Origin of the sequence: Alteromonas sp. H39 (genome assembly GCF_047556435.1) — a bacterium.
GTDB lineage: Bacteria > Pseudomonadota > Gammaproteobacteria > Enterobacterales > Alteromonadaceae > Alteromonas.
This window is the reverse complement of record NZ_CP180210.1, coordinates 3,608,971-3,633,394: the sequence shown is the minus strand read 5'-3', so window position 1 is coordinate 3,633,394 and position 24,424 is coordinate 3,608,971. Positions and strand designations below refer to the sequence as shown.

The 24,424-nt window shown below is 45.4% G+C and carries 25 protein-coding genes; 13 read left to right on the top strand and 12 right to left on the bottom strand.

Annotated elements, in window-relative coordinates; all coding sequences use genetic code 11:
• The first annotated feature begins 319 nt into the window (after window positions 1-319).
• Window positions 320-1,465: a hypothetical protein gene (locus ACLBLI_RS15860; protein WP_414828542.1), complete on the top strand. Its 1,146-nt coding sequence runs from the start codon at window positions 320-322 to the stop codon at window positions 1,463-1,465.
• 227 nt (window positions 1,466-1,692) lie between these two features.
• On the opposite strand, the gene msrA is transcribed toward ACLBLI_RS15860, so the two are convergent.
• Complete coding sequence (gene msrA, locus ACLBLI_RS15855; RefSeq protein WP_414828541.1) at window positions 1,693-2,229, bottom strand: peptide-methionine (S)-S-oxide reductase MsrA; 537 nt, start codon at window positions 2,227-2,229, stop codon at window positions 1,693-1,695.
• A 401-nt stretch (window positions 2,230-2,630) separates the two neighbouring features.
• Here msrA and ACLBLI_RS15850 point away from each other — a divergent pair, with 401 nt between their 5' ends.
• The 3 genes from ACLBLI_RS15850 (at window position 2,631) to ACLBLI_RS15840 (ending at window position 5,502) form a co-directional block, all read left to right on the top strand.
• Window positions 2,631-3,026 carry a thiol-disulfide oxidoreductase DCC family protein gene (locus ACLBLI_RS15850; protein WP_414828540.1) on the top strand — a complete coding sequence of 132 codons (396 nt, stop codon included), beginning with the start codon at window positions 2,631-2,633 and terminating at the stop codon, window positions 3,024-3,026.
• Window positions 3,019-3,747, top strand: coding sequence for an SDR family NAD(P)-dependent oxidoreductase (locus ACLBLI_RS15845; protein WP_414828539.1), 729 nt, complete (start codon window positions 3,019-3,021; stop codon window positions 3,745-3,747). Before ACLBLI_RS15850 ends, ACLBLI_RS15845 begins: the two co-directional genes overlap by 8 nt.
• Before the next feature lie 333 nt (window positions 3,748-4,080).
• Window positions 4,081-5,502, top strand: a complete 1,422-nt coding sequence (locus ACLBLI_RS15840) for a sodium-dependent transporter (protein ID WP_414828538.1) — start codon at window positions 4,081-4,083, stop codon at window positions 5,500-5,502.
• A gap of 142 nt (window positions 5,503-5,644) precedes the next feature.
• Here the strand turns inward: ACLBLI_RS15840 and ACLBLI_RS15835 are convergent, their stop codons facing one another.
• Together ACLBLI_RS15835 and ACLBLI_RS15830 are read right to left on the bottom strand one after the other, a co-directional pair.
• On the bottom strand, window positions 5,645-6,451 hold the full coding sequence (locus ACLBLI_RS15835) for an NAD(P)H-binding protein (protein WP_414828537.1): 807 nt from the start codon (window positions 6,449-6,451) through the stop codon (window positions 5,645-5,647).
• Between the two features lie 53 nt (window positions 6,452-6,504).
• Window positions 6,505-7,314: a DUF2884 family protein gene (locus tag ACLBLI_RS15830; RefSeq protein WP_414828536.1), complete on the bottom strand. Its 810-nt coding sequence runs from the start codon at window positions 7,312-7,314 to the stop codon at window positions 6,505-6,507.
• A gap of 283 nt (window positions 7,315-7,597) precedes the next feature.
• On the opposite strand from ACLBLI_RS15830, the gene ACLBLI_RS15825 reads away from it, so the two are divergent.
• Entirely contained in the window at window positions 7,598-7,789 is a 192-nt protein-coding gene (locus ACLBLI_RS15825) for a hypothetical protein (RefSeq protein ID WP_414830979.1), read from the top strand.
• 116 nt (window positions 7,790-7,905) lie between these two features.
• Here the strand turns inward: ACLBLI_RS15825 and ACLBLI_RS15820 are convergent, their stop codons facing one another.
• Genes ACLBLI_RS15820 through ACLBLI_RS15810 form a run of 3 tightly spaced genes read right to left on the bottom strand, consistent with a single transcriptional unit; the run spans window position 7,906 to window position 11,054 of the window.
• Window positions 7,906-9,216 carry a mechanosensitive ion channel family protein gene (locus ACLBLI_RS15820; RefSeq protein ID WP_414830978.1) on the bottom strand — a complete coding sequence of 437 codons (1,311 nt, stop codon included), beginning with the start codon at window positions 9,214-9,216 and terminating at the stop codon, window positions 7,906-7,908.
• A 36-nt stretch (window positions 9,217-9,252) separates the two neighbouring features.
• Window positions 9,253-10,146, bottom strand: coding sequence for an acyltransferase (locus tag ACLBLI_RS15815; protein WP_414830977.1), 894 nt, complete (start codon window positions 10,144-10,146; stop codon window positions 9,253-9,255).
• The gene (locus ACLBLI_RS15810) at window positions 10,140-11,054 is read right to left on the bottom strand and encodes an acyltransferase (RefSeq protein ID WP_414828535.1); all 915 of its coding nucleotides are present in this window, start codon (window positions 11,052-11,054) and stop codon (window positions 10,140-10,142) included. The genes ACLBLI_RS15815 and ACLBLI_RS15810 overlap by 7 nt, the downstream gene beginning before the upstream one ends.
• 101 nt (window positions 11,055-11,155) lie before the next feature.
• On the opposite strand from ACLBLI_RS15810, the gene ACLBLI_RS15805 reads away from it, so the two are divergent.
• The 3 genes from ACLBLI_RS15805 (at window position 11,156) to ACLBLI_RS15795 (ending at window position 13,502) form a co-directional block, all read left to right on the top strand.
• The gene (locus tag ACLBLI_RS15805) at window positions 11,156-12,298 is read left to right on the top strand and encodes an S-(hydroxymethyl)glutathione dehydrogenase/class III alcohol dehydrogenase (RefSeq protein ID WP_414828534.1); all 1,143 of its coding nucleotides are present in this window, start codon (window positions 11,156-11,158) and stop codon (window positions 12,296-12,298) included.
• Window positions 12,298-13,140 (top strand): S-formylglutathione hydrolase, encoded by an 843-nt coding sequence (fghA, locus tag ACLBLI_RS15800; protein WP_414828533.1) that lies wholly within the window; start codon window positions 12,298-12,300, stop codon window positions 13,138-13,140. The genes ACLBLI_RS15805 and fghA overlap by 1 nt, the downstream gene beginning before the upstream one ends.
• Window positions 13,141-13,325: 185 nt before the next feature.
• Window positions 13,326-13,502: a DUF6435 family protein gene (locus ACLBLI_RS15795; RefSeq protein ID WP_414828532.1), complete on the top strand. Its 177-nt coding sequence runs from the start codon at window positions 13,326-13,328 to the stop codon at window positions 13,500-13,502.
• 150 nt (window positions 13,503-13,652) lie between these two features.
• On the opposite strand, the gene ACLBLI_RS15790 is transcribed toward ACLBLI_RS15795, so the two are convergent.
• Window positions 13,653-14,213 carry a YqhA family protein gene (locus tag ACLBLI_RS15790; protein ID WP_414828531.1) on the bottom strand — a complete coding sequence of 187 codons (561 nt, stop codon included), beginning with the start codon at window positions 14,211-14,213 and terminating at the stop codon, window positions 13,653-13,655.
• A gap of 734 nt (window positions 14,214-14,947) precedes the next feature.
• Between ACLBLI_RS15790 and ACLBLI_RS15785 the strand changes: the two genes are divergently transcribed.
• Entirely contained in the window at window positions 14,948-15,868 is a 921-nt protein-coding gene (locus ACLBLI_RS15785) for a cation diffusion facilitator family transporter (protein WP_414828530.1), read from the top strand.
• A gap of 102 nt (window positions 15,869-15,970) precedes the next feature.
• Here the strand turns inward: ACLBLI_RS15785 and ACLBLI_RS15780 are convergent, their stop codons facing one another.
• Both ACLBLI_RS15780 and ACLBLI_RS15775 read right to left on the bottom strand, forming a co-directional pair.
• The gene (locus ACLBLI_RS15780; protein WP_414828529.1) at window positions 15,971-16,783 is read right to left on the bottom strand and encodes a DUF4198 domain-containing protein; all 813 of its coding nucleotides are present in this window, start codon (window positions 16,781-16,783) and stop codon (window positions 15,971-15,973) included.
• A 353-nt stretch (window positions 16,784-17,136) separates the two neighbouring features.
• Window positions 17,137-18,432, bottom strand: a complete 1,296-nt coding sequence (locus ACLBLI_RS15775; RefSeq protein WP_414828528.1) for a hypothetical protein — start codon at window positions 18,430-18,432, stop codon at window positions 17,137-17,139.
• 1,564 nt (window positions 18,433-19,996) lie between these two features.
• Here ACLBLI_RS15775 and ACLBLI_RS15770 point away from each other — a divergent pair.
• The gene (locus ACLBLI_RS15770) at window positions 19,997-20,713 is read left to right on the top strand and encodes a hypothetical protein (protein WP_049589123.1); all 717 of its coding nucleotides are present in this window, start codon (window positions 19,997-19,999) and stop codon (window positions 20,711-20,713) included.
• A 63-nt stretch (window positions 20,714-20,776) separates the two neighbouring features.
• On the opposite strand, the gene ACLBLI_RS15765 is transcribed toward ACLBLI_RS15770, so the two are convergent.
• The 3 genes from ACLBLI_RS15765 to ACLBLI_RS15755 form a co-directional block, all read right to left on the bottom strand.
• Window positions 20,777-21,052, bottom strand: coding sequence for a pyocin activator PrtN family protein (locus ACLBLI_RS15765; protein ID WP_049589122.1), 276 nt, complete (start codon window positions 21,050-21,052; stop codon window positions 20,777-20,779).
• Between the two features lie 234 nt (window positions 21,053-21,286).
• Window positions 21,287-21,520: a hypothetical protein gene (locus ACLBLI_RS15760; protein ID WP_049589120.1), complete on the bottom strand. Its 234-nt coding sequence runs from the start codon at window positions 21,518-21,520 to the stop codon at window positions 21,287-21,289.
• Between the two features lie 425 nt (window positions 21,521-21,945).
• Entirely contained in the window at window positions 21,946-22,254 is a 309-nt protein-coding gene (locus ACLBLI_RS15755; protein ID WP_049589119.1) for a hypothetical protein, read from the bottom strand.
• A gap of 183 nt (window positions 22,255-22,437) precedes the next feature.
• On the opposite strand from ACLBLI_RS15755, the gene ACLBLI_RS15750 reads away from it, so the two are divergent.
• The 3 genes from ACLBLI_RS15750 (at window position 22,438) to ACLBLI_RS15740 (ending at window position 24,383) form a co-directional block, all read left to right on the top strand.
• Window positions 22,438-22,695: a hypothetical protein gene (locus ACLBLI_RS15750; RefSeq protein WP_414828527.1), complete on the top strand. Its 258-nt coding sequence runs from the start codon at window positions 22,438-22,440 to the stop codon at window positions 22,693-22,695.
• A 733-nt stretch (window positions 22,696-23,428) separates the two neighbouring features.
• Window positions 23,429-23,875, top strand: coding sequence for a hypothetical protein (locus ACLBLI_RS15745; protein ID WP_414828526.1), 447 nt, complete (start codon window positions 23,429-23,431; stop codon window positions 23,873-23,875).
• Window positions 23,876-23,936: 61 nt separating this feature from the next.
• A complete protein-coding gene (locus tag ACLBLI_RS15740; RefSeq protein ID WP_414828525.1) occupies window positions 23,937-24,383 on the top strand; it encodes a hypothetical protein in 447 nt (148 codons plus the stop codon).
• Window positions 24,384-24,424 lie beyond the last annotated feature (41 nt).

The window sequence follows — 24,424 nt, the reverse complement described above, 5'->3', positions numbered from 1 at the left end:
TTCGGATGCTCGTCGAGTCGTTGTCATAGGCGTACCATAACGCTTTTTTTGTTGTGAGATAACGACTTTTTGTCAGTAAGTATGTCTTTTTGCGATGAGTTCCACCGAGTTAGCACTGCGCAGCATTGGCACTGCGTTGTGCGCTGGGTATACTTCATGCCAATGTTATTCATATCAACAAATACGCAGCAGGTTTACCAACGGATTGTAGGGTAACGCTGTCGCTTTCTTTGTGACGGGAAAGTAAAACATAACAGTATCGTGGCTTTTGGCCCTACCAACTCTCAACTACTCAAGCAGCTACAGGAATCGCGCGATAATGATAAAACAAACTACCGCAGTTGTGATGCTGGCACTAGGCCTTACCGGGTGTTCAGACGCGCCAGATAATATGCCCGAAGCGAAGGCCGACACATCGCCATCAGTATTAACCGTGCAGGGGCAGTGGATTAAAGAAGCTGACGGCAGCATTATGGCCGACCCACAAACCTCAGGGCTCACCCACGTTAATGGCATGCTGGCAACACTCTCTGATGCCAGCGCTCAAACTGACCAACAACGTCGTATTCATGTTCTTAATCCTGCGAACGCCACACTGTTACCGAAGCCGGAATCGATGCGTATGGCGACAGAAGTGCGTCGAAGCTGTTTTGCTAATTATTTAAAGGAAGAGCCAGATTTAGAAGCACTGGTAGTAGATCCGCAAAATCAGCAGGTATTCTACACTGTTACAGAAGATGCGACGCGCACCGGCGCGTTGTCGGTTCGTTGTCAGCAGCGCTTTGCGGAAACGGGCTCTACGGACTATCCAACGTTGTTAGTGAGGCTGTTTCGCGACGACGATGGCACCACCACCATGACAAATGTACGCCCAGTCTCTTTTCCTGCCAGTTTTGAGGTAGGAGATTTTCCCAATGACGGCATTGAAGGCATGGCAATGACCCCGGAGCGTCTGTTATACCTTGGTCTTGAGAAAGACAAAGCGGGCCAGCCCAGAATTTTTTCAGTTCAGATGGATGAGGCTTTCTGGGAGAGTCAGGACTTTATTGAAGTGACCGAGCCACAATTGGCAGTTCCACAGTTTGAGAGCGGAAATCATCCAATTAATGGCCTTGAGTATTATTATCACCAGGCGTCGCAACAGGGCTTTTTGCTGGCGGCGGCCCGAAACGACAACGAGCTGTGGGTAATTAGCGAGAACAATACGCGGCCTACAGCGCGCATCGTGATGCAGTTTACCGCGCCGGTTGAGGATGCGGAGGAAAATTGTCCGGCCACTGAGGTGATGGATAATGCCTCAATTGAAGGGCTGGCCGTAATTGACAGCACGCTGTGGCTGATCAATGACCCTTGGAAGAAAAATTATCTGAAAAATGTGCAGTGCGGTGCGAATCAGAGCCACTATAACGCGATGGCGCCATTATTGTTCTCTGTACCTCTGGATGAAGCTTGGTTTACTGAATAACACGCTAATACCAAGCCGAATTGGTGTGTTTTCTCTTAGCTGATCACACAATGCGGGTTGGGTAACCACGCGCCGTTAAAAAGCAGTGATGGTACTGGCTGTCTATTAATCTGCCTCTTGGCGCTGGCAGCAGACAAAAAAAACGCCGCAATCGTTATTGCGGCGTTTTGTCTTTAATCAACATCTCTTATCACGCCTTGCCAACACAACGCGCTGTCAGGCCGTGGTTATCGCAATCGGGAGGCAAATGTCTTTTTGAATTTTGCCAGCTTGGGAGCAACAACCATTGCGCAGTATTGATTCTGCGGATTATTTTTAAAGTAGTTCTGGTGATAATCTTCAGCAGGGTGATAGTTATCAATTGGCACGACTTCGGTAACGATTGGATCTGGCCAGATTTCATCGTCTGTCATTTCCTGAATAATGGCTTCTGCCTGATGTCGCTGCTCGTCGTTATGATAAAAGACGGCGCTGCGATATTGTGTACCGACGTCATTACCCTGGCGGTTTAATTGTGTTGGGTCGTGCAGTGCAAAGAAAATCTCCAGTATTTCCCGATACGTGATGCTGTCTGCATCAAACGTGACCTGCACCACTTCCGCATGCCCGGTATCGCCTCGGCAAACAGCCTCATAACTCGGTGAATCAGTCTGCCCGCCGGCGTAGCCAGAGATAGCACTTTCAACGCCGTCTACGCTGTTAAATGCTGATTCTATACACCAAAAACAGCCACCGGCTAATGTTGCGACCTGATGGTTTGCCATATTTTTTCCTCACATCTTATGGTGACTTAACTTTTTCTGAGTGTGGGTGCTGTCAGCAGGAAACACAAGGGTTTCTGTTATGCCAAAACGCGCTAATTTATTTTTTATGCATGTTGTTATCATCATTGAGCCCCGCAGCAGGTGAAATACCATAACGAGAGTCAGCGTAGAGCGAGCCCCTTGTTACACAAGTTTAATTTTCTTTGCTCTGGCAGCTGTGGCAACGTTCAGCGACATTTCTATTCCAATACTCAAACATTACGATGATCAGCGTACGTCGCGACACAGTAAGTAAAGTAAATCACATCATTTTTTTGCGCGATTTTACGTTTGCTACAGGGAAGCTTTTTCGTAATGAAAGCTCACCCGCGTGAGACACCTGAAAGTAGCCAGAGGTAGTAATGATAATTTTTTATGACGGATATTGTCCGCTGTGCCAGGCAGAAATGCGTCATCTCAAAAAGTATGACGAACACCAGGCGATTCAGTTTGAAGATATTCAGGCGGAAAATTTCCAGCGTCGCTTTCCCCAACTCGACTGGCAAGCGCTGAATGCCAGAATTCATGTTCAACTACCTGATGGCACGTTGGTGACAGGTCTTGATGCGACACACAAAGCATGGTCGGCAGTGGGCAAGGGGTGGTTATATGCACCGCTTCGATGGCCGGGAATTCGTATTGTTGCCGATTACTTTTACACCCTGTTTGCCCGCCACCGGTATACCATTTCTTACTGGTTGACGGGGCAGAAACGGCCTTGCGACAGCACATGCAACGTGGAGAAAAAACATGAGTGAAGTCAGCCTAATTATTGGGGCGTCAGGGGGAATAGGACGTGAGTTGGTGTCGCAACTGGCGGATAACGACAATGATGTTATTGCGGTGTCCCGCAGCGGGTTTACAGATGACAACTGGCCGGACAACGTGACCAGCGTAGCCTGCGACAGCCACGATGAAAGTCAGATAGAAAACGTGGTAAAACAGCTTAGTTCAGATGGTCAAACTGTCAGAATGGCGGTCTGCACGGTGGGTATGTTGCATGGCGAGGTCGATGGCATCAACGTACAACCCGAGAAGCAACTGGAATCACTGAATGAAAAGCAGTTATCGGCATACTTCTCCGTCAACACCATTATTCCATCGTTATGGGTAAAACACCTGGTCGGTGTGATGAGCAATAACGCGTTGCTGGTGTGCGTGAGTGCGCGTGTAGGCAGTATAAGTGACAACCGCCTTGGCGGATGGTACGGCTATCGGGCATCGAAGGCCGCCTTAAACATGATGATAAAAACAGCCGCCATTGAATATGGGCGGCGCGCTAAAGGCACTGCGTTGGTGTGTTACCACCCCGGGACCGTTGATACGGCGCTGTCGGAACCGTTTCAGGGCAACGTCAAGCCGGAAAAACTTTTCACACCAGAGTTCACTGTGTCTCAATTGTTGAAAATCACCCGCGATCTGGATCCTAAAGAAGGGCCTTATTATCTGGACTGGGATGGCGAGCCCATTAACTGGTAGCCGGTTTTACTGCGTTTCTACCCATGAAAGCCTTCTTGTGATGAAGCCGTCAGTCGCTACCAGGCTGATGACACCACTGTGGTAACCCGATTGCATTTGTGCAATAACCTCTCGTTGCGCCTCTTCCGTACGTCAGCGTATACGCCGGAGCAGGCCACTCACACGTTTAACATCAAGACATTTAAAAAATCTGCTGTTAACATGCTTTGCTCGGGATGAACGTGCAGGGTACTGGTAGCACGCGCAGTAGTGGCGTTACCGTCATTCTATCGACAATAAAAAAACGTTTGCCCGCGACAACGATAACAATAAGTCAACAAGAGGAAACTGGGTATGAGCGGCGCCAGAGAACAGTTCGGATCGCGCATCGGTTTTATTTTAGCAGCGGCAGGGTCTGCTGTGGGAATTGGGAATCTGGTAGGGTTTCCGGTAGGTGCGGCGAAAAATGGCGGTGGTGCATTTTTGCTCATGTACGCCATATTTGTATTCGCTATTTGTCTGCCCGTTATGCTGGCAGAGATGTCAGTCGGGCGTCATGCCCGTAAAGATCCCCTTGGCGCGTATCGCGACCTGAGCAACAATGCCCCGCACTGGAAACTCGCGGGCTGGCTTTCCATCATCACACCGTTCATGATTGCAGTATTCTACATGGTGATCACCGTGTGGATTTTTGGTTACCTCTTTGAAGCCATGACTGGCGATCTTGAAGCGCTGGCGAATCCTGACACTTTCGGTGCGTTTATTAATTCCCCCCGGATTTTTATTTACATGGCCGTTGTTGTTGCGGTGGTGTATCTCATATTGCAGGGCGGTGTGAAAGAGGGCATTGAAAAGGCGGCCAAGCTGCTAATGCCGGCGTTGTTCGTTATGTTGATTGGACTGGTTATCTTTGTGCTTATGCAGGACAACGCCATGGAAGGGGTGAAATTTTACCTTATTCCTGACTTCTCCAAAATCAACGCCTCGGTGGTAAACGGTGCGTTGTCTCAGGCCTTTTTCTCATTGTCGCTGGGTATGGGGATCATGATCACATATGGTAGCTACATCGACAACCGTGCCGACGTGCCAAATTCCGCGAAACTGGTGGCACTGACCGACACTGCAGTGGCGTTCACGGCCGGACTGATGATTCTGCCTGCGATATTCTCCTTTAATCCGGACACTAATCCAAGCGAGCTGAGTGAGTCGTCTATCGGGATGATCTTCACGTATTTGCCACAGATTTTCCTGGCGCTGCAATCCAGTATTGGCTACATCGGCGCATCTGTTGTAGCAAGCCTGTTCTTTTTGCTGGTGTTTTTTGCCGCCATCACGTCTCTGGTATCTATCTTTGAGGTGCCTGTTGCCGCGCTGATGGATGAGAAAGACATGAACCGCAAACCTGCGCTATTCATCCTGGGTGTAGGAATGATTTTGCTGGCCTGTTTGTGCGCGTTATCTTTTGGGTATGTCGACTTTCTAACCAGTTTTACAAGTTACGCCGATACGCCTAAGTCGTTCTTCGACATTGTATATGATGTTTTCTACGACACCATACTGCCGCTAAACGGCTTCCTTATTTGTATTTTTGTTATCTATCGCTGGAAGAAAGCGAACTTCAATGCGTCGCTCGATCAGGGGGCAGCCAGTTATAAAGGCAGCTTCTTTGAGCGCTATGTCGATATTTCAGTGGGTACGTTTATTCCGGTCATTCTGTTGATTATCTTCATCAACACGGTGGCGCTGAAATATTTTGGCGTGAGTTTATTTGGTTAAGTAGCAATAAACCGGGCTTCCCCGAATGTCGGGGGACTCAGTCCACGTCAACCAGAAACCGATAAGCAAAACGCCCGCATGTGTCGCGGGCGTCTTTGTTTTTGATATTAGTCAACGCCAATCATCAGCGCGGGAATGCAGATTACATCATGTCTTCCACAGTAGGATATGCGGGAGTAACCCCTAGCTGTTCCCAACTCCACGTTGCGTCTATTTGTTTCCCCACAGGTACCGCGGTAGTGTCATCGAACGTAGGCGGTGGCAAGCCTCTTTCATGGGCACAGCGGCTATAATAGTCACCTCGTTTAGGGTGGCTCAGACTACACAAATGCAGCACTTCTCCCTTACCACCGCGTTCGATAATTCGCGTTAATGCGGTAGTGACATCATGAATATGTACCAGATTAACGACTTTATTGCCGCTGCTAAAATGCTTTCCGCTTAGCATGTTAACCGGATGTCTGTCAGGACCAGTAAGGCCGGCCAGACGTAAAATGGTATAACGATTTGCCGGATAATGCTGGATGTGTTTTTCAATGGCGACATGGGCCTTGGCAGACTCTGTCTGAGGATCCGTTGCCGAGGTTTCAGTCACGGTTCCGTCGGTTTCATCGCCGTATACGGAGGTCGTACTGATAAACACGACCTGGCGTGCGTTATGTTCCATAAAGCCATCGACCAGCTCGCACATTTGTTGCCTGAAATCGCCCAAATCTTTGCTTCGTCTGCCGGGGGGAATGTTCAGAATAACGGTCGCGTCTTTACTTGCCTGAACTAACTGAGAAGGGTCATCACCTAAAGAAAAACAAAGGGCATGTATCCCTTCGCCGGCAAGCGCCTGCTGTTTCTCGGCAGTACGCGTGGTGGCAGTGATTTGCGCGTCAGGGCAGGTGGCGGCGAGGTAACCCCCTAACCAGCCATGCCCGCATAATACAAGATTGTGCTGCATAGTCGTATCGCTCAACTAAAGAAGGACTATGCTAGCACGGAAGTGATAGCAGGCTACATTTTTAGCTCGCCGCCTTTCATATCCAACAGGTTCAGATCGTCCAAACCATCAATATGTTTTTGCATCTGCTTCTCTGCATAGTCTGCTTTGGCCAATACTGCGCACAGGGCTTCAGCATCGTCTTCAAGGGCCCTGGCCTGCTTTTCTACGCGGTTTTCAATGCTTTCACCAAAGCGCTCCATTTTTTGCTCAAATGCGGTCATATCGCCATCGCCAAACATCATCTCGGTGCCGATAGCGACCATAATACGACCCACAGACTGTGATACCAGCGATTCAATGCGCGCTTCAAATTCATTCTCCCAGGCGTTATCAAACCATCCGGGCTGGTTAAATTCATTTGAGTTTACGCGGATATTACCCTGTGCATCGTAGAAGCGGGTTTTCATTTCCTGAGAGAGACCGGTAAACAGATCATCAAACTCTCTTACCATTTCATCATCAGCACCGAGCAATTCACCGAACACTTCACCCACCGCTGTACTGGCGATCTCAAGCCCTTCTGCTGCAATATTCAGCGTCATAGGGATGGCCGTGTCGATCTGGTCGTAGTAATCTTCAACCCAGCGCTGCTGCTCACTAGTTAACGATACACTTTCGCCATTAATGGTTAGTTCGTAGTCGTCGGTGATGGTCATAGTACTGCCGTTGTTCATATCCACAGTCAGCAGACCCTTGTAGTATTGAATGTTGCCATCCAGTTCCACATCACAATGATCGTTATTGAACTCTGCATGGGCGTTCACCGCGCCGGACACCAGCATACCTGCAGCAATAATAGATAAGGTGGTACGTGTTTTCATGGTCAGTTATTCCTTATATACACGGAGGCTGTTACCTCAGATATTGGTACTCTCAGCTATGTTCAGCAATGCGCAGGCCATTTTTATTAAAGTATTTAAATTCAATGAGATAAGTGTTTTTCATGCGTCCCGATGTGACTCGGCGAGATATAGAGTTGGCGATCCCTGTTATTAATTAGTCAGATTGACTAAGATCAAAGCAGTGGATTTTTTACTAAAGCAGCATATTCAAATAGTTGGCTTTGGTGCATAATACGCACAGCTTAAAGTAAGGGTAAAAATGATGACTGATTGGACTAACGCAATTATGTTCGGTGTGATGCTCGTCGCGTTCACTTTGGGACTGAGCAGCATTATTATGGGATTTCTGTCACCTGCGACAGGCAGTAAAGGTATGCAGGAAAAAATCGAATACGGTTTTTTTGGCGTCTCAGGTCTGGTTGTCTGTCTGATGCTGGGTTACGGTCTGGCGTGACACCAGCGGGTAATTCCCATTAACAGTGATGAAAAAAACGGCGCATTCAGCGCCGTTTTTTGTCACTACCAGCAGGCAGTATCATTTCATTGCAAAGTGTATAATACAGCATAATGCTACTCTTCTTTACTGCCATTACAGTCTTCTTTCGTGGCTGGGTCGTCTGCCTCAGACACCTTTTCCGGTCCGGAAGTATATTGTGGCATTGCTAGCGGCATCGCCAGGTGGTTATCGCGCTGATACACCCGCAAATCAAACAATGGCATCATCGCCAGAATATGATCAAAAATATCAGCCTGTACTTTTTCATACTTCACCCACTCTTTGTCAGTACAAAAGCAGTAAACTTCCAGCGGCAATCCCAATTCGTTGGGCGGTAACTGTCTCACCATCATCGTCAGCGACTGGTTTACCTTCGGGTGTTTTGCTAGGTAGGCCTCAAGGTAGGCTCTGAAGGTACCAATGTTAGTGAGTTTTCGTTTGTTCAGCAGGTCAGACTCATCAATAGAGTAATCACGGTGGTAAGCACGTAACTCGTTCACTTTGGCATCAATATATTCCGAGATGTAGCGAATTTTGGAAAAGCGATCCAGCATCTCCTGACTGCATAGCCTGATTGAGTTGATATCAATGTAAATTGCCCGCTTTATGCGGCGCCCGCCGGATTCCTGCATGCCCCGCCAGTTCTTCACCGCCTCATTGGTAAGGCTGTAAGAGGGCAGGGTGGAGATAGTTTTGTCCCAGTTTTGCACTTTTACGTTCGTCAGACCAATCTCCATGATCTCGCCGTCGACTTCGTATTTGGGCATCGTGATCCAGTCACCGGTGGTGAACATGCGGTTGGCCGCAATCTGAATACCGGATACAAACCCCATGATGGTATCGCGGAAAATTAACAGCAACACTGCCGCCAGTGCGGTGAGTCCTGACACGATAATCAGGGGGCTGCGGTTAATAATCAGCGAGATACTTAACAACAGTACCAGGATCGCGAAGGCAAGCTTAGCGACCTGGATAAACCCGGTAATAGAAGCGCGGCGGGACATCGACGACTGGTTATACACGTCTTCCAGCGTGTTAAGCAGAGCAAACATCGCCAGCAGCGCGGTAAATAGCATGTACAGCTGCGAGGTTTTTATCAGTAAGCCTTGCAGGACATTTTCATCATTAATCAGTACCGGAGTAACCAGAAAAATCCACAGTGCTGGTATCAGATGCATCAGTCGTTTGAAGAAGCCGTGATCCAGCAGCGAGTTATCCCACTGCGTTTTTGAACGCTTTACCCAGAGGGCTATCTGAGCACGCAGCAACACCCGGGCCGCCAGCCAGATAACCAGTGCGACTGTGATAATGAAACCCAGCGCCAGTGCGTTATAAAGAGGATCTTCCGTTGTCAGACCTGGGAATAAGTCCTGAACGGTGTGCATAAATGTATCTCTGATTGATGACGCAACTTTCACAGATTAGTGCCCCAGTATTTGAGAAATTCGACTGTCTTTCATGGCCCACAACGTGTTCAGCCAGCCCTGAAAACGTGATCGAAAATCCTGAGGATCGGCAGGAACATCACTGGCTGGTTCTGGTACTTCCATCACGTTTACATCGATTACGATTTGGGTCATTTGTCCGCAAAGCATAGACATCATTGGATGCTTTGCGTTCTTTGGATACAATAAAGAAACATCAAGTACGTTGGTAAACAGGTCTCCCATGGCCGTCAGGGTAAACGCTACGCCACCGGCTTTGGGTGGCAACAGGTTGCGGTACTGGCTTGCCCGTAATGCATGTTTTTTGGGGGTGTAGCGAGTACCTTCTACGAAGTTAATCACCGTGGTCGGCGTGGACTTAAATTTCTGGCAATAGGCTTTGGTGGTTTCGATGTCTTTACCTTGCTTTTCCGGGTGTTTAGCCAGATAGGCTTTACTGTATCGTCGCATAAACGGCATATCCAGTGCCCAGGCGCCAAGCCCCACGAACGGCAACCAAATCAATTCCTGTTTGAGAAAGAATTTGGGCGCAGGAATGCGTTTGGCTGCAAATTCAATAAGCAAGATAATGTCCAGATAGCTTAAGTGATTTGCCACAATCAGGTACCAGTTTTCTTTACTGAGTTCCCCGTGTATTCGATAGTCCATCTCTACCGAATTGAAAAACCGGATAAAGCCCACACTGATTGTTCCAAAACAAAACATCATACCGTGCATCACTGTCATCAGGGCGCGGCGAAAAGCGGCAACCGGTATTATCAGCTTTACCAGACCGAGCAGAATGATAAGGCCTCCCCATAAGGCAAGGTTCGTAATTTGTAGTGCGGTATGAAGCACAAATATTAGTGGTATTAGTACAACTTTCATAATGGTGACTGTGTTGAATTCATCGATTCGAGTAAATTGTCTTTGTGCTCCCAACGAGTGTTGAGCCACTGCTGAAAACGGGCACGTTGTTCAGGATTATCGAAGTAATCCGCGCTGAAAAAACCGCCCTGAACAATGTCTTTGATCGGCGTGACCGATATATTTACCCGGATAACTTTCACTTTGCCACTCACGAAGTCCCAGAACGAGGGAACGCCCGCTGGGTAGTCAATGGTGACATCGATAAGTTTATGTAACTGATTTCCCATTGCCGTAAGCACAAATGCCACACCGCCAGCTCTTGGTTTCAACAAATGCGTAAACGGCGACGCCTGACGCTCATGCTTGTCGTGTGTGAACCGCGTGCCTTCCACAAAATTCATAATGCTCACGGGCTTATGTTTAAACTTCTCGCACGCAGCGCGGGTGGTTTCCATATCCTTACCTTTCAGGTGCGGATTTTTGGCCAGAAACGATTTGGTGTAGCGACGCATAAACGGGAAATCGAGAGCCCACCACGCTATTCCGAGAATGGGTACCCAGATTAGCTCTTTTTTCAAAAAGAACTTCAGAAACGGGATCCGGCGGTTGAAAACCCGTTGCAAAACCAGAATATCTACCCATGACTGGTGATTAGCGATAACCAGATACCAGTCTTTTGGGGAGAGTTCAGATAAGCCCTGAACATGCCAGGTCGTATTGCTGGTGACCCGTTGATTGAGATTATTTACCCCTATCCATGCGGTGGCGCAGTTATCCAGTAGATAGGAGATGAATTTGCGCCAGGGGGCAAAGGGAATTAATTTGAAAAAAGACAAAATAAATATCTGTGTCGCCCAGAAAACCGTATTAACGAAATAAATAAGAACGGATAGGATACCGACTACCTGATGGCCCAAACTTCTCAACATGTTATCGCTTACCTTGAAAATTTGGTGGTTAGTGTAAACGAACTTGATCCAAAAGCCGATAGACCCTTTACTGAACGCATTACGCGAAAGCCGGGAGAATAATGATGGAAGGACAAACGATAACCTGCAATGCCGCAGTCGCATGGGGTGCAGGTGAGCCCTTAAAAATTGAAAAAGTAGATGTCGCGCCGCCCAAAGCGGGTGAGGTAAGAATCAAGGTAATAGCCAGCGGTGTATGTCACACCGACGCATTTACCTTATCGGGTGAGGATCCTGAAGGGATCTTCCCCAGTATTCTGGGACACGAGGGCGGTGGTATCGTTGAGTCCGTCGGTGAAGGCGTAACCAGTGTAAAAGTGGGAGACCACGTTATTCCCCTTTACACTCCCGAATGTGGCGAATGCAAATTCTGTAAATCAGGCAAAACCAATCTGTGCGGAAAAATTCGTGAAACCCAGGGCAAAGGCCTCATGCCTGACGGCACGACACGGTTCAGCAAAGATGGCGAGCCTATTTATCATTACATGGGAACGTCCACGTTTTCCGAATACACCGTCTTGCCTGAGATTTCGCTGGCCAAGGTGAATCCCGATGCGCCGCTGGAGGAAGTTTGTCTGCTCGGTTGTGGCGTTACCACTGGTATGGGCGCGGTATTGAACACCGCTAAGGTAGAAGAGGGCGATACCGTTGCTGTCTTCGGCCTGGGTGGTATCGGCTTATCGGCCATTATTGGTGCGGTCATGGCAAAGGCCGGGCGTATCATTGCAATTGATATTAATCCGGACAAATTTGAGCTGGCGAAGCAGTTAGGCGCCACAGATGTGGTCAATCCGAAAGATTATGACAAACCGATTCAGGAAGTCATTGTTGAGATGACAGATGGCGGTGTGGATTATTCATTCGAGTGTATTGGCAATGTCAACGTGATGCGCAGTGCCCTTGAATGTTGTCATAAAGGCTGGGGGGAATCGGTGATCATTGGCGTAGCCGGTGCCGGTCAGGAGATTTCTACCCGTCCGTTCCAATTGGTCACCGGACGCGTGTGGCGTGGTACCGCCTTTGGTGGCGTTAAAGGACGTTCAGAGTTGCCGGGCATTGTTGAACAGTATCTCAATGGTGAAATTCCGCTGAAAACCTTTATTACGCACAAAATGCCGCTTGGCGACATTAATGAGGCGTTTGAGCTGATGCATGAAGGAAAAAGTATTCGAAGCGTAGTGCTGTTTGATGAGGCCGATGCATAATGGAACTGATTAGCGAAAACAGAGCGTTTGGCGGCAGGCATAGTCGTTACACGCACCAGTCAGAAGTTACTAACTGCAAAATGACCTTCGCGGTGTATATGCCGCCCTTCGCGACAGAAGAAAACCCGGTCCCTGTGTTGTACTGGCTATCCGGACTCACGTGTACAGATGAAAATTTCATGCAAAAAGCCGGTGCCATGAAAATGGCCGCCGAGCTGGGCATGGCGATAGTGGCGCCGGATACCAGCCCGCGCGGTGACGGTGTTGCTGATGATGCTGAAGGGGCCTATGACATGGGATTGGGCGCTGGCTTTTACGTCAACGCGACACAGTCGCCGTGGAAAGCTAACTATCAGATGTACGACTACGTCACCAAAGAGTTGCCGGATTTGATTGAAGCGAATCTGCCGGTTACGCGAGAGCGGGCCATTAGTGGTCACTCTATGGGAGGGCATGGCGCACTGGTAATTGGGCTGCGTAACCCCGAACGTTACGTGTCGGTATCCGCATTTAGTCCAATCGCCAATCCCATGAATTGCCCATGGGGACATAAGGCATTTGGTGGGTATCTGGGTAACGATAAGTCTGCCTGGGAGCAATATGATGCGTCGGTGCTGCTTGCCGAGAAAACCCACTATGTGCCTTTATTAGTGGAGCAGGGGCGAGCCGATCAGTTTCTTACCGAGCAATTGAAACCGGAAGCGCTGTTAAATGCGGCGCAGCAAACGGATACGCCACTCACCTTGAATATGCATGAAGGATACGATCACAGTTACTTCTTCATTGCTTCATTCATTGATGAACATCTGCAGTTTCACGCCAGCCATCTGGGACTGATATAACCGAACGCTATGCCATCGTCAGTCGTACGATGGCATTTTTTTAAGAGGCTGACTTTCATCGCGCCCGCTTTTCACATTGAATTTGAGTCTTTTCCATCAACATGACAAAACATTAAGTGGGGTTTTGTTGATGCTGCCTGCACACTATGGTTATTGAAACGCAGTTAATCTAAAAAGGCGCAATCATGTTTGGTTTGTTTAACTCTGATCCCACCAAGAAAATGCGCAAGCAATATGATGTCTTGCTGGAAAAAGCTATGCATGCGCAGCGAAATGGCGACATTAAAACCTATTCAAGTCTCACTGCAGAGGCCGAAGCGCTGTGGGAAAAGATACAGGGCGCTCAATGCAATAAAAAATAGATAGTGACTCGGGAGAATGGATAAACACAAACTGACTCTCCTTCGTTGCTACTTTCAGTGCGCATAGAAGGGGGCTAACTCTCTCCCCCGATTCAACTGCGATGTGGAAACGCTGTTATTGCGCATTTTATCGCAGCCCTCCTTGTAGGCTCAGTGTGAGTGATGATCATCCTTTTGCGCTTTACTCATCAGGAAAAGCCCTCCTGCAAGCGCGAGAATGGATGCCGCAAGATAGATGGCATCAAGGGGAGTTTGAAACCGGATGTCTACCACGGCGCGGAAAAATTCAATGACGACGGCCAGGATCACCACGCGGGCAATTTTGTCCTTAAGCTGATCAAATGACTCGACATTAAACGGATGGACCGGCTTATGTGTCTCGGCATCATCAATCGGTGAAACAAAAAGCCGGTAAATTCCAGTGCCAAAAATAAGCAATACTACCGCGATTAAATAAATGTCCACCGCCATAATGATGCTGGGCACCACAGAGTCATGAATATCTTCACCGCTACCAAGCAGGTAGTAATTTACTGCCGATATTACTACACCAATAATGTCAGCCGTGCCAATCAAAAACAGGACAAAAGCCCCGAGTAAGCTAGGTACGACAGCGACCAAAACAAGCAATCGTGACTTCCATAGAAATCGCTCGAAGGATTGTTCATATTTGAACGCCGGGAGCTTTTTTTTCTCTGTGTCTTGTGGCATTGGGAATATCCATGTTGTTTGAAGTGGCAGCACCTTCAGGCTAACTGATTTCGCCGTCAGGTTACACTAACAGGTTGCCACAAAAAGCAAAATACTATGATGAGAGGACAAAAAAAGGTTTCTTCACTGGCAGGTTAAAGCCTGTGACTCTTGCCAGCTTGTCAGAAATGAAAGCCGATGGTAGCTGTCGGATAGGAACAACAGCAGCAAATTAAAGCCCGCCTTCACGAGCACGGATAGGTGTGATATCCGTTCCCCGGGCTTCGTCCGGTGCAGCGGGATTAACCGATTCAGGCGATTGGGAACGACAACATGGCAGTCTTCGCCTCAATGTCGAGGTCTAGGGTAGCTATCCTGCTAACGTCACCCGTCCTGAATCATGAATTGGGTGAACAAAGCGCACATGTCGGTGCGAATCCAGAGGCAAATGTCAGAGGTAGCCAATTCAACCCCCTACGTGCAACATTCGCTATATTAGGCGGCACCGCATAATTCTTTGATTACTGTTATCGGCTGCTTAAATGGCAGACGCTTTCTTGGTCTGGCATTGAAGATTTTCTTATATCTGCAATCTGCTCGTTCGTTACCATCCTTATCTCTGTGTCTTTACTGATGTATTGTCACAGCAGTCCGCTACGTTTTTCGCTTAGTCCGCGCTCCCATGATGAATTCGGGCTAGACTAGTTTGAAAAACAGCGTAGAATCCGCGCGCGCTCACTTTTATTGGTCAAAAAATGGTCATTGGTTTTTATCAGCAACAAGAGAAACGATTGCTAAGAATATCGTTTTATGTGGCTGGTCTTTTTGTGTTTGTTGCCTTAGGTTTTGCAATCATAACTGCTTCGGCAGCGATTTTGTTCGATGGTATTTACTCACTGATAGCCTTTTTTATGGCGCTACTGACACTCAAAGTAGCAAACCTTGTGCAGTTGCCAGATGATGACCGATTTCACTTTGGTTATACCGCCATCGAGCCAACCCTGAATTTATTCAAATCGTTAATCATTGTGGCAACCTGCCTGTATGCGGTGGTCAGTTCTGTACAAAGCCTGTTTTCAGGAGGGAACGTATCGGAATACGGCTATGCAATAGTGTATGGAATTATTGCGACGATAGGATGCTTTACCGCGTCATTTTATATGCGCATTAACAGCAAAGCGCTTCGCTCCGATCTCGTGGCGGTCGACGCACATACCTGGTTTGTAGATGGTGTTTTGAGTGCCTCTATTCTCGTTGGTTTCGCGATTGCTTATGGTTTACAGCAGAGCGAGTTTGCGCACTTAGCGCCTTATGTCGATCCGCTATTGTTAATTGTGCTTGGCATGGCGATGCTGCCGATTCCCTTTAAAATCATGTTGGAAAGCTTAAACGAAGTCATCAACAAAGCACCGTCAGAAGCGATATCGTCAGCAATAGAAAAACGGCTTAAAAAAACCTTGGTTGATGTGCCTTATGAGCATGTGGAAGTCAGGATAAGCAAAGTTGGCCGAGACAAGTATCTACTTGTTCATATCATCGTGGATGAGTCGTTTTCGGTGGCAACCATTAATGAATTAGATGATATTCGCAAGAAATGTGAAAGTGAGATGAGGGAGTGGGATCCCTCCATTATCATGGATATTCTGTTTATTCGCGATCCTGAATTAGCAGAGTAGAAAATGAGGCTTTTCGCTTGGGAGGATGCGGAGAAATCTGGGGTCGCATCCTTCCGGGTTAATAGCGTGTTTACGCGCCCTTATTTACCGGTTCCCAGGTAGCTACTCGTAACCCAATGTCAGACTGGAAAAATACGTTACAAATTCGTCTCCAGTTTTGTCATCCGCAGGCGTTCCCCATATCGTATTTACCATCCACTTGCCGGATTGAGTCAGGTTGAATTCCGCTATGCCGTTTTCATCCGTTTTTGTAGCTTGAGGGTTATGTGTTTCGCTTTCCAGACGTGTCAGATCTAAACTGGCACCAGACAGCGCATTTCCCATATACAACACCTTAACGCGCAGCTTTCCGTTCTCCAGGGCTTCGTAGGGATGATCAACAGGAACAATTTCTAACGAGTGCCCAACTGGCATCAGGGCATTGTCAGTAGTAGTGTCGCCGACTTGAATAATGGCTTTGGCTCTTCTTGAATAGCGTTCTACGCCCTCCTTGTCAGCATTGTTGAGCGCGTTGCGGTTCGCAATAATCGCCGTCAATCCTTCTTCTTTAGCATAGGCATTAAACTTCTCTGCGCTCAGGCGACTGATACTTTCAGTACTTTCAAAACTGACAAGGTGAGTACCTTCACTGGAGACGTTCAGCTTTACTAGTCCAGGTGTGAGCGCAGTTCGGGAAATAATCTGGCTGGATACATCTTGTTTTTTGTCGTTGGTATGATGATAGAGCGAAACAATCCGAAAAGGCTGCAAATCCCAGTTTTCACTGTCGTGATGATGCCCCACTTTAAATGCCACCGACACGGCTGTTTGTTGAGAAGCGTTGAATGTATTTGGCTGAAGCCAGAAGTCGTGGGCGTTCACCGTCGCTGAAAATGCGCTTATCAACAGCGATATGCAAAGGATATGTTTTTTCATGGATTGCCTTGTTGTTCGTTGTTTTAAATGAGTGGGCTGTAGTAAGTAAAATGGTGCCACACTAGGTATTAGGACATTACTCACTTTCAAGCAAGTTATGGTTTTCATTTTGACTGGCGACATCCTTAATTAGCTCTCTATCAATTAATGGGGAAGGTCCATTTTTCGAAAGCGGGTTAAATGCCTGAAACTCCACTCTTTCTTCCTGACTTTGTTGCCAACCGTCAATGTAATGCAGCTTTCCAAGCAGCTCTGATTGGGTGGCTACATTCGATGTGCCACTACAGAGTTACAGGGAATGATTGTAATCCTCATCACAATGTCGTTTACCACATCTCAGACAATTAAATGTTTCAGCTGTGATAAAGCCCAAACAATCTATCTGCATCCTGTTTGTTAATATGCTCAAGATAGTGTTTTGCAAACAGCACATTCCAATACAGAGGTGCCGAGGTATTCTCAAAGCCTTCTACCTTGTTTTCGATATCTTCCACCATCTTTTTAAGTGCAGAAATGGCACTATCTTTTGAAAGGTCACCCCATAAAGGAATTATTTTCACTCTCTTTTGCTGATAATCCCATTCACGTACAGGCACTTTGATTTCATTTGAGGTTTTTGTGGTGGTAGCAATCCCAAATACCTCGGGTTTGCCATTGCGGTAAAGGTAGCGTCCAAAGCCGCAAAGCTGAACATTGTGAAGATCGCTCTTTTTAAGGCCACATTCCTCGGTCAATTCCCTACTGATTTCCTGCCTGGCATAATCCTGAAAAGTCATGGCTTCCATTGCCTTATCAGACAGTGGATCGAACGAGCCAGAGCCTGCAGGCGCTAGTCTTCCGGCATTTTCTGCTGTCCGGTTTCCCTGACTTAACACGATGATAGTTGCATCAGCGGTGAATAAAAGAACGCTTCCGCCGAGCTGGTTAGATAAGGAAGATTCTCTTAAAGAGTAGAAATACCCTTCCCGGGTGATAACTTCCGTATTTCTTAAATCGAGTATGACCCTGCCATCGAGTTTTACCAGATAGTTGGCTAACGTATTGGATAGTCTGTCGCGGAAATACGATGTGCGCTGAACATTTACCGGAGAGTCGTTACAGATAAGGTTTAAATCGATATCACTGGCAAGACGCACTTTAGCATCATCTGAAGTATCAAGCCTTGCTTCGGGCATCTTCATAATAAACACCGGCAAAAGTTGATAAATTAATGGGTGCAGCTGGAATTTTCCGTCTATAACTTTAAGCGGATTATTACCGTGTTCAAGCATCAGGTTAGCATCGTGGTTATAGATAACAGCCTGATTACCCAGCGGTATGCAACTATCATAAGCACCTGTTGAAAGTGAGATATTGTCGATTGGAGCAAGTTTTTCAAAAGTGACGTCGGTGTGTGAAATGCTCCACCCTTTAATCAGTGAGAACGCTAGAATCAGAATTGCGAGGGCCTCGGTCAGGTACCCATAGTTCTTAATGTTTGTGGCTATAGAAAGCATGCTGCTTTCTTCAACAGAGAAAAATGCGAAAACCAGAAATGCTGACAATACTGCTAGCAACAGTTTTAAATACGAGGATTTGAGCCAGAACAAGCGATCCTTAAGGCCCTTTAGAGTGCGAAAGCGTGACAAAAGCCAGGAGTAAATGCTCATGTGATAAAAAACCGTCCTTAGAAAATGTTTTGCATGCTGGGGCCTTTCAGCAATGGCTTGAGACAATGAGTAACGGATTACCTTGCCAGCGTTAATTTAACTGTGCAGTTATACCTAAAACCTTACACAATGTGAAACGCTCATGTCCCACGTGGTTCTAACTCCCCCCTTCCTTCACATTTCAATAGTTTTTTCAAAGACAATGTGGGCAAAACTCATTTTGTCCAAGCAGCCGTTTGAATGCACGTACTGGCATCGCAAAAAACTGAATAAACGAGTGTTACTACCAAGAAGCAGCGCACTATTACTTCGTTGAGCGTTACGCTTAAGTGTAATGCTGATGTAGCCGAGCAAAGCCATCGCCCAACCTGGTATGTATAACAGAGTTTTTGCCTGAATCATGGTTATGTGTTCAGCTCGAGCAGAGATGGTTTCGGTAAGTCTGTAGTGATAGTAAATCTGACTATCAAGATGGCTTTAGCTGCAAACGGCTAGGCTTCGTCTCTGAGTGTTTACCGATGAAGAAGCAGTCACACAAGAGTTCTTCCAAGATTTTACAGAGTATGCCTGAAGACGCATGGACCTACTCCATTAGGTTTAGCGGCGGTGATGGCAATTATGATAATATAAGCCTTCTTTTATCATCACGTTGTAAAAGATTTCGTGAATTTTTTGCGGTCCTAGGGGGCCTCAAAGCCTAAAAAGTTTGTTTTGGCTTGGTTGGCTCAAAAATAACTCGGCGCTCGATTCTGAGTTTTGTGAAATTTTAAAAAGTAATTCTAAATCAATATATTATGAAAAATGCTTCTCAACCTTTAGACCGCCGGTTTTCAATCGCTCCAATGCTGGATTGTGCTGGCTGAACTGATTTAAGCGTTGTTTTATATAGCGTTTATTTAAAGATATTTACCCCAATTCCCCTATGTGGTCCCCCCGTTAGAGGACTAATACATCAATATACTGAGAAATACTGCAATTGCTAGTTTGCACTTTGGTATTTTTAAACCGCTGAGCTGTCAGCGTGTGTACTTCATGATTTTTCCCTTTGAGGGCCTAAATAGTTTTAGGTCAAAAACGGAGAAAACTATGAAGATCAAAAAAGAAAGTATGTTTAACACGCTAATCAGGTTTGCGAATAGTTGGATAAAATTGGGCTATATATTCCTAGCATTCACTTTGTTCCCCTGGGCGCACGAATGCGTTTCAGTCGCGCTTCGCTGGAAATCAATTACAGATGCTAACTTAGAGTTTAATAACTATTTTTATTATCACTGTGTTTGCGTAGTTGCATCGTTTTTTTTCGCGCTATCGGCGACTATTCTTTCGCGTTATATGAATGATGAATAATCTGGAATGACTTACGGGCACTTTGTGCCCGTTTTTAGTTTTTTATTAGACGTATTACCTAACGCTCAAGTAATGAAATGATTCTTTAGCTCTATTCTGCCGTCTTCGATTACGGAATTATTTGAATTGCAAAAAGATAAAAATTTGTTTTATTTAGAAAAAAGAGCAGGTAGCATGCTAAATTAGAATTAAAAAAACAATTATTCAAGGACGATGTATGAAGTATCATTTTTTACTTAAAGCAGCTCTAACCACTTTACTTTTGTTGATTTCCTTTAATGGAAGTAGCGCAATCATTGAAAGCAGAGGCTATAGCCTAGACACCTCAACCAATATAATCACTGGTGGCGAGTTAGAGTGGTTGAACTGGGATGAAACTATTTCTATGTCTGTAGCTAACGTCTATGACTCACCACTATTCAGTGGCTGGCGTTTGGCAACAAGTGGTGAAATGTATGAGTTGCTCAACACCTTCTTCGGTCCAAACTTAGCCATAGATACGAGTTTAAATTCGAGACAACGATTAAATGGTGATTTTGGTGCAGAGTTTGGAGAAGATTTCTTCGCTTTATTCACGGGGTTCATGGATAACGACTGTGGAACCTCTCAATTAGGTTGCTTAACTAATCCTCGAAACCAGGCACAGGCAATGTATGGGGAAGAGGGGGCGCTCAGAATGTTAATCGCACGCGACGATTTCGATTGGGGAAATGATTCAAGAGGTTTCTTTAATGCGTATGGGTACTTGCAAACTCAAAGCGGCCCATCAACAATATATTCACCGATAACAAATACGGCAATTGCACTTGTTAGAGGAATCGGTTCTACTTCTACCCAACCCCCAGCTTCTGTTGCCGTAAGCGAACCGAATCAGTTAATTTTCTTCAGTGTCTTTTTACTCGTTGTTTTGCGATTTAAATCTGCTAGTGAATAAGCCTATTATTTACTTCAGAATAAACAGATTTTACATCGACTTTTATTCTTGAGCTTTTCATTATCATTCTGGGATAGGCACCAGTAAATACTCAGCAAGATCATTTACTAGTACAAATTCAGGTGCTCTTGCTGAGTCATGGAAGGTGAAAGCTCTGAAAGACTCATTTGTGAGCGCTTTTGTGTAACTGATTGCGGATGCAGCACAACTATCACTAAAAAGCTCAACCGATAACGTCTCAATAGGTATGAGACATGTTTCAAATTGGGTAATCAACGCATTTGTAAGAATTTGCCTCTTCTGAGCATTTGAGAAAGATTTCGCGTGCTGAGATTTCATCGGTCATCCATTTGGTTTCTAATGAACTCCAGAAAATCGTACGTCAGCACTAAGTGAGGTGCTTTATTCGAGTCAACAAGTTTGAAGGTTTTTAAGCCTTTTTGTCTGAGCGTATCAATGTATTGCTTATCTAATTTCGATTTGAAGCCAAAAAAGTGAGCTAGGTCTTGTATATTGACTATTGCACCGAATTGTAACGATAGCTCAAACGCGAGTTGGCTGGTTGATATTTTATTACTCATAAGATTGCTCACTTCTTCGTTGCAGAATAACCTCGGCCAATTCATCAAGACATACTCTGTCTTGGTCAAACAGTCTTTGAAAGCTAGGGTCAAACTCATTCTTCTTCAGCTTCGTCTTGAACTGTCTTTGTCCCAGTCCGGTCAACCGGCAACCGAGATCGAGCGACGGAACGTGCGGTGTTTTGAACTCGTAAAGTAGTGCAGAAAAAACGTCACTTTTTTGCATGAAAACTCTCTAAATAATTAAGCTGTTCATTAAGATTTAGATTTATTTTCGATCTAAAAAATAGTGTATTGCAAATCGGCGAAAAAAATAAAGAGGTCAACCAGTTTCACTCTTATGAGGGGTTATTGTAAGTATTTCATCTACTTAATAAAGATTAAGTGAAATCTGCAAAAGCATAAAAAAACCACATCATTTGCGCTCTAGATAAAATAATTTGCCTATAAATTGACCTGTAATAGCTAGAGAAGCCGTTTTATCTATCTATTAAAGGCATGAAAAAACCACCTCATTTGCGCTCGAAAAAAATTTAGAAAATTATCTAGAAAGTTCATGTTTGAGTGATTTTTGAACAGAACGGCTTGCGGGAGCATGTGATAAAGGCAGGAAAGCCAGCGTAAGCTGACTTAAAGTTTTAACGGAAGGTGTCAAAACGACACAATACTTTTGAAGAACTCAGTCATGCTTTGTCCGAAGAACGCGTGAAAGAGTTTATAGTTGTCTTGTTTCTTGTGAAAACAGCGAATTTTGAACTCATGTGTAAGCAGCTTCGAATACTCACTCAAGTCAAGTAAATACTCGCTTCTTGGAACCTCATCTGATGCTTGTCTCTCGACCAGCAGAACAAACTCTTCATTTCTTAAAACATTACGATGAAGAACAATTTGCTCTTCTTCAGATTCGAATAGAACAATATACTCGTTCGCCCAGTCGTGCTGCTCATACTCTGTGTACATATCAGTCATCTCCTATTTTTTGACCTCAATGTTAACTAGGCACTCTCTATGAAAAATTTATGCTAACGAGTTTTTAGGTTTCTAATTTTTCAGCCAGAATCTATTGTTGACTTAACGAGAGAAAAATTTTCCATCGCCAGTGACTACGTATTTGAGAAATCGAAGCAATGGAAAAGGGAAATTATGAAAAAACAAGAAGAGCAGCTGACATTTGGCTTAGAAAAAAATGCGCTAGAAGAAGCTGTATTTGCGCTATATGAAATTGTGATTTTAAAATCATTTGAAGCAGAAACTGGCATTAATTTCGCAAGTCTAAAACCTAACGAACAGAAGCGATTGTTGATAGCTTGTACGAGAGACAATATTCCAGAGCCACGGATTGCTGAACCCGTAGTTTCATTAATCGAAAAGCTACATACGCCTCAACATTTTTTTTATTAATACTGACGAACCGAGCAGACAAGCAACTCCATAGGAGTTGCGTGATAATTCAGTAGAGTCAAAATCGTCTTCTGGTCACAGCGTGAGTCGTAGTGGACCATATCGGGTCGTACGATTTTGGCAAATAGATTTTATATAACAAAATAGGCTTGTTTTTACCGTGAAGCGGACATTTGAAAGAGCCTTTGCGTTAGTCCGCTTCAGACAAACAACGGTCGTTCGAGCATAAATTCTGAAAAGACGGCAAAGGGCAGAAACCGGTCATTGATAATCAGTAGTACCTTAGCCTGTTCTATACCTCAAGGGAAACAAGCGTAATCCGCTTCTGCCAGCAATATAAGGTTTTTAGTTTTGCTTAATTCAAGTTGAGACAGCCCCATCATCATTGAACTAATGAACCACTTCTAGTTTTTCGTGAATTTAACTTGTATAGTCAAGTGCTAAGCTTAAAATTTGTTAAGGACGATAATGTTAAAGCTATTAGGCACTCTTATTTATTGGATATGTGGGCTTTGGGGGTTCATCCTCTGCTTGAAAGTTATATATGCAATGTGGGGTATGTTAGGCGTTGTAATCAGCTTTTTTCTAGCTCCCATCACCTTTGTTATTGTTCCGATCTATCATGGGTTTACCGAGGGTGATTGGTCGATTATCGTAATTAGTTATGGTGGTTTATTAGTTGCGAGCGTCCTTACCGCAATCCACGATAAATTTGCAGAACACTAGTCTTCGTATGACAGCAATAAAGTGGTGCTTGGCCTCAATATTAACTGCTATATTCTTTGTAATAGGTGGTGCAATAATTGAGCTAGTTTTTATTGGAATAGGGAAACTAGCTCAATTATCTGGTTCGGCGTCTGATAAGCCTCCCAGTTACTTAATTACCCTGTTGAGGCGAGCCTCTGGTTTCTTTTTTGGTTCAACTTTAGCTGTTTACGCTGTAGTGAGATTAGTAAGAGATTTAAACACTTTCTTATATCTGAAAATTTTCAGTAGATTGATCATTGCCGTCCAAGCATTAGTTGTTGTCTTCTCTATTGTGATGATAGGTTTTAATACGGCCCTTGTCCTGATTATCGCGCCAGTTTTTGAATGTCTAGGAGCATTGTTCGGAGCTAGTTATGGTTTTAGCCTTGCTCTAACGAAGGAAAAAAACTCAAAGACATCAAGTGATTTTTAATCATCACAATTATGTCATGTGTATAGCTATCAAATTATTGTATCAGCATTGGAGTTTACTAATGAAAGAGTTGGTCGAATCGGCTTTGAACGACTCATTGGAACAATTAATAAGAGCTGACGGCGATATTCTCGTTATGGACGTGAATGAAAGAACTATTTCTCACAGACTTGCTTCTTATCTGGAACCTCATTTTCAGGGGTGGAATGTTGATTGCGAATACAACCGCAATCACGATGATCCAAAAAGATTAAAAATAAGGAGGCGCAATATTCAATCGGATGACACTCAAGCCACAACGGTATTTCCTGACATTATTGTTCATCATAGGGGTACTAACGAAAACTTTGTGGTCATAGAAATGAAAAAGACATCCAGTCAAGAGAGTGACGGTTACGATTTAGCAAAGCTTAACGCCTTTAAAGAGCAATTAGGGTATCAGTTCGCAATTTTTGTGAAAGTGCGTACTGGTAGTCAACCAGCCGTAGAAGACGTCCAATGGGTTTAACAATGCACTAGAAAATAGCCCTTAGGCGCTGGACTTGCCAT

Coding starts and splice junctions, on each gene's coding strand:
- ACLBLI_RS15860 (WP_414828542.1), top strand. CDS start 320: ATGATAAAACAAACTACCGCAGTTGTGATGCTGGCACTAGGCCTTACC.
- msrA (WP_414828541.1), bottom strand. CDS start 2,229: ATGGCAAACCATCAGGTCGCAACATTAGCCGGTGGCTGTTTTTGGTGT.
- ACLBLI_RS15850 (WP_414828540.1), top strand. CDS start 2,631: ATGATAATTTTTTATGACGGATATTGTCCGCTGTGCCAGGCAGAAATG.
- ACLBLI_RS15845 (WP_414828539.1), top strand. CDS start 3,019: ATGAGTGAAGTCAGCCTAATTATTGGGGCGTCAGGGGGAATAGGACGT.
- ACLBLI_RS15840 (WP_414828538.1), top strand. CDS start 4,081: ATGAGCGGCGCCAGAGAACAGTTCGGATCGCGCATCGGTTTTATTTTA.
- ACLBLI_RS15835 (WP_414828537.1), bottom strand. CDS start 6,451: ATGCAGCACAATCTTGTATTATGCGGGCATGGCTGGTTAGGGGGTTAC.
- ACLBLI_RS15830 (WP_414828536.1), bottom strand. CDS start 7,314: ATGAAAACACGTACCACCTTATCTATTATTGCTGCAGGTATGCTGGTG.
- ACLBLI_RS15825 (WP_414830979.1), top strand. CDS start 7,598: ATGACTGATTGGACTAACGCAATTATGTTCGGTGTGATGCTCGTCGCG.
- ACLBLI_RS15820 (WP_414830978.1), bottom strand. CDS start 9,216: ATGCACACCGTTCAGGACTTATTCCCAGGTCTGACAACGGAAGATCCT.
- ACLBLI_RS15810 (WP_414828535.1), bottom strand. CDS start 11,054: ATGTTGAGAAGTTTGGGCCATCAGGTAGTCGGTATCCTATCCGTTCTT.
- ACLBLI_RS15805 (WP_414828534.1), top strand. CDS start 11,156: ATGATGGAAGGACAAACGATAACCTGCAATGCCGCAGTCGCATGGGGT.
- fghA (WP_414828533.1), top strand. CDS start 12,298: ATGGAACTGATTAGCGAAAACAGAGCGTTTGGCGGCAGGCATAGTCGT.
- ACLBLI_RS15795 (WP_414828532.1), top strand. CDS start 13,326: ATGTTTGGTTTGTTTAACTCTGATCCCACCAAGAAAATGCGCAAGCAA.
- ACLBLI_RS15790 (WP_414828531.1), bottom strand. CDS start 14,213: ATGCCACAAGACACAGAGAAAAAAAAGCTCCCGGCGTTCAAATATGAA.
- ACLBLI_RS15785 (WP_414828530.1), top strand. CDS start 14,948: ATGGTCATTGGTTTTTATCAGCAACAAGAGAAACGATTGCTAAGAATA.
- ACLBLI_RS15780 (WP_414828529.1), bottom strand. CDS start 16,783: ATGAAAAAACATATCCTTTGCATATCGCTGTTGATAAGCGCATTTTCA.
- ACLBLI_RS15775 (WP_414828528.1), bottom strand. CDS start 18,432: ATGAGCATTTACTCCTGGCTTTTGTCACGCTTTCGCACTCTAAAGGGC.
- ACLBLI_RS15770 (WP_049589123.1), top strand. CDS start 19,997: ATGAAGTATCATTTTTTACTTAAAGCAGCTCTAACCACTTTACTTTTG.
- ACLBLI_RS15765 (WP_049589122.1), bottom strand. CDS start 21,052: ATGAAATCTCAGCACGCGAAATCTTTCTCAAATGCTCAGAAGAGGCAA.
- ACLBLI_RS15760 (WP_049589120.1), bottom strand. CDS start 21,520: ATGCAAAAAAGTGACGTTTTTTCTGCACTACTTTACGAGTTCAAAACA.
- ACLBLI_RS15755 (WP_049589119.1), bottom strand. CDS start 22,254: ATGTACACAGAGTATGAGCAGCACGACTGGGCGAACGAGTATATTGTT.
- ACLBLI_RS15750 (WP_414828527.1), top strand. CDS start 22,438: ATGAAAAAACAAGAAGAGCAGCTGACATTTGGCTTAGAAAAAAATGCG.
- ACLBLI_RS15745 (WP_414828526.1), top strand. CDS start 23,429: ATGACAGCAATAAAGTGGTGCTTGGCCTCAATATTAACTGCTATATTC.
- ACLBLI_RS15740 (WP_414828525.1), top strand. CDS start 23,937: ATGAAAGAGTTGGTCGAATCGGCTTTGAACGACTCATTGGAACAATTA.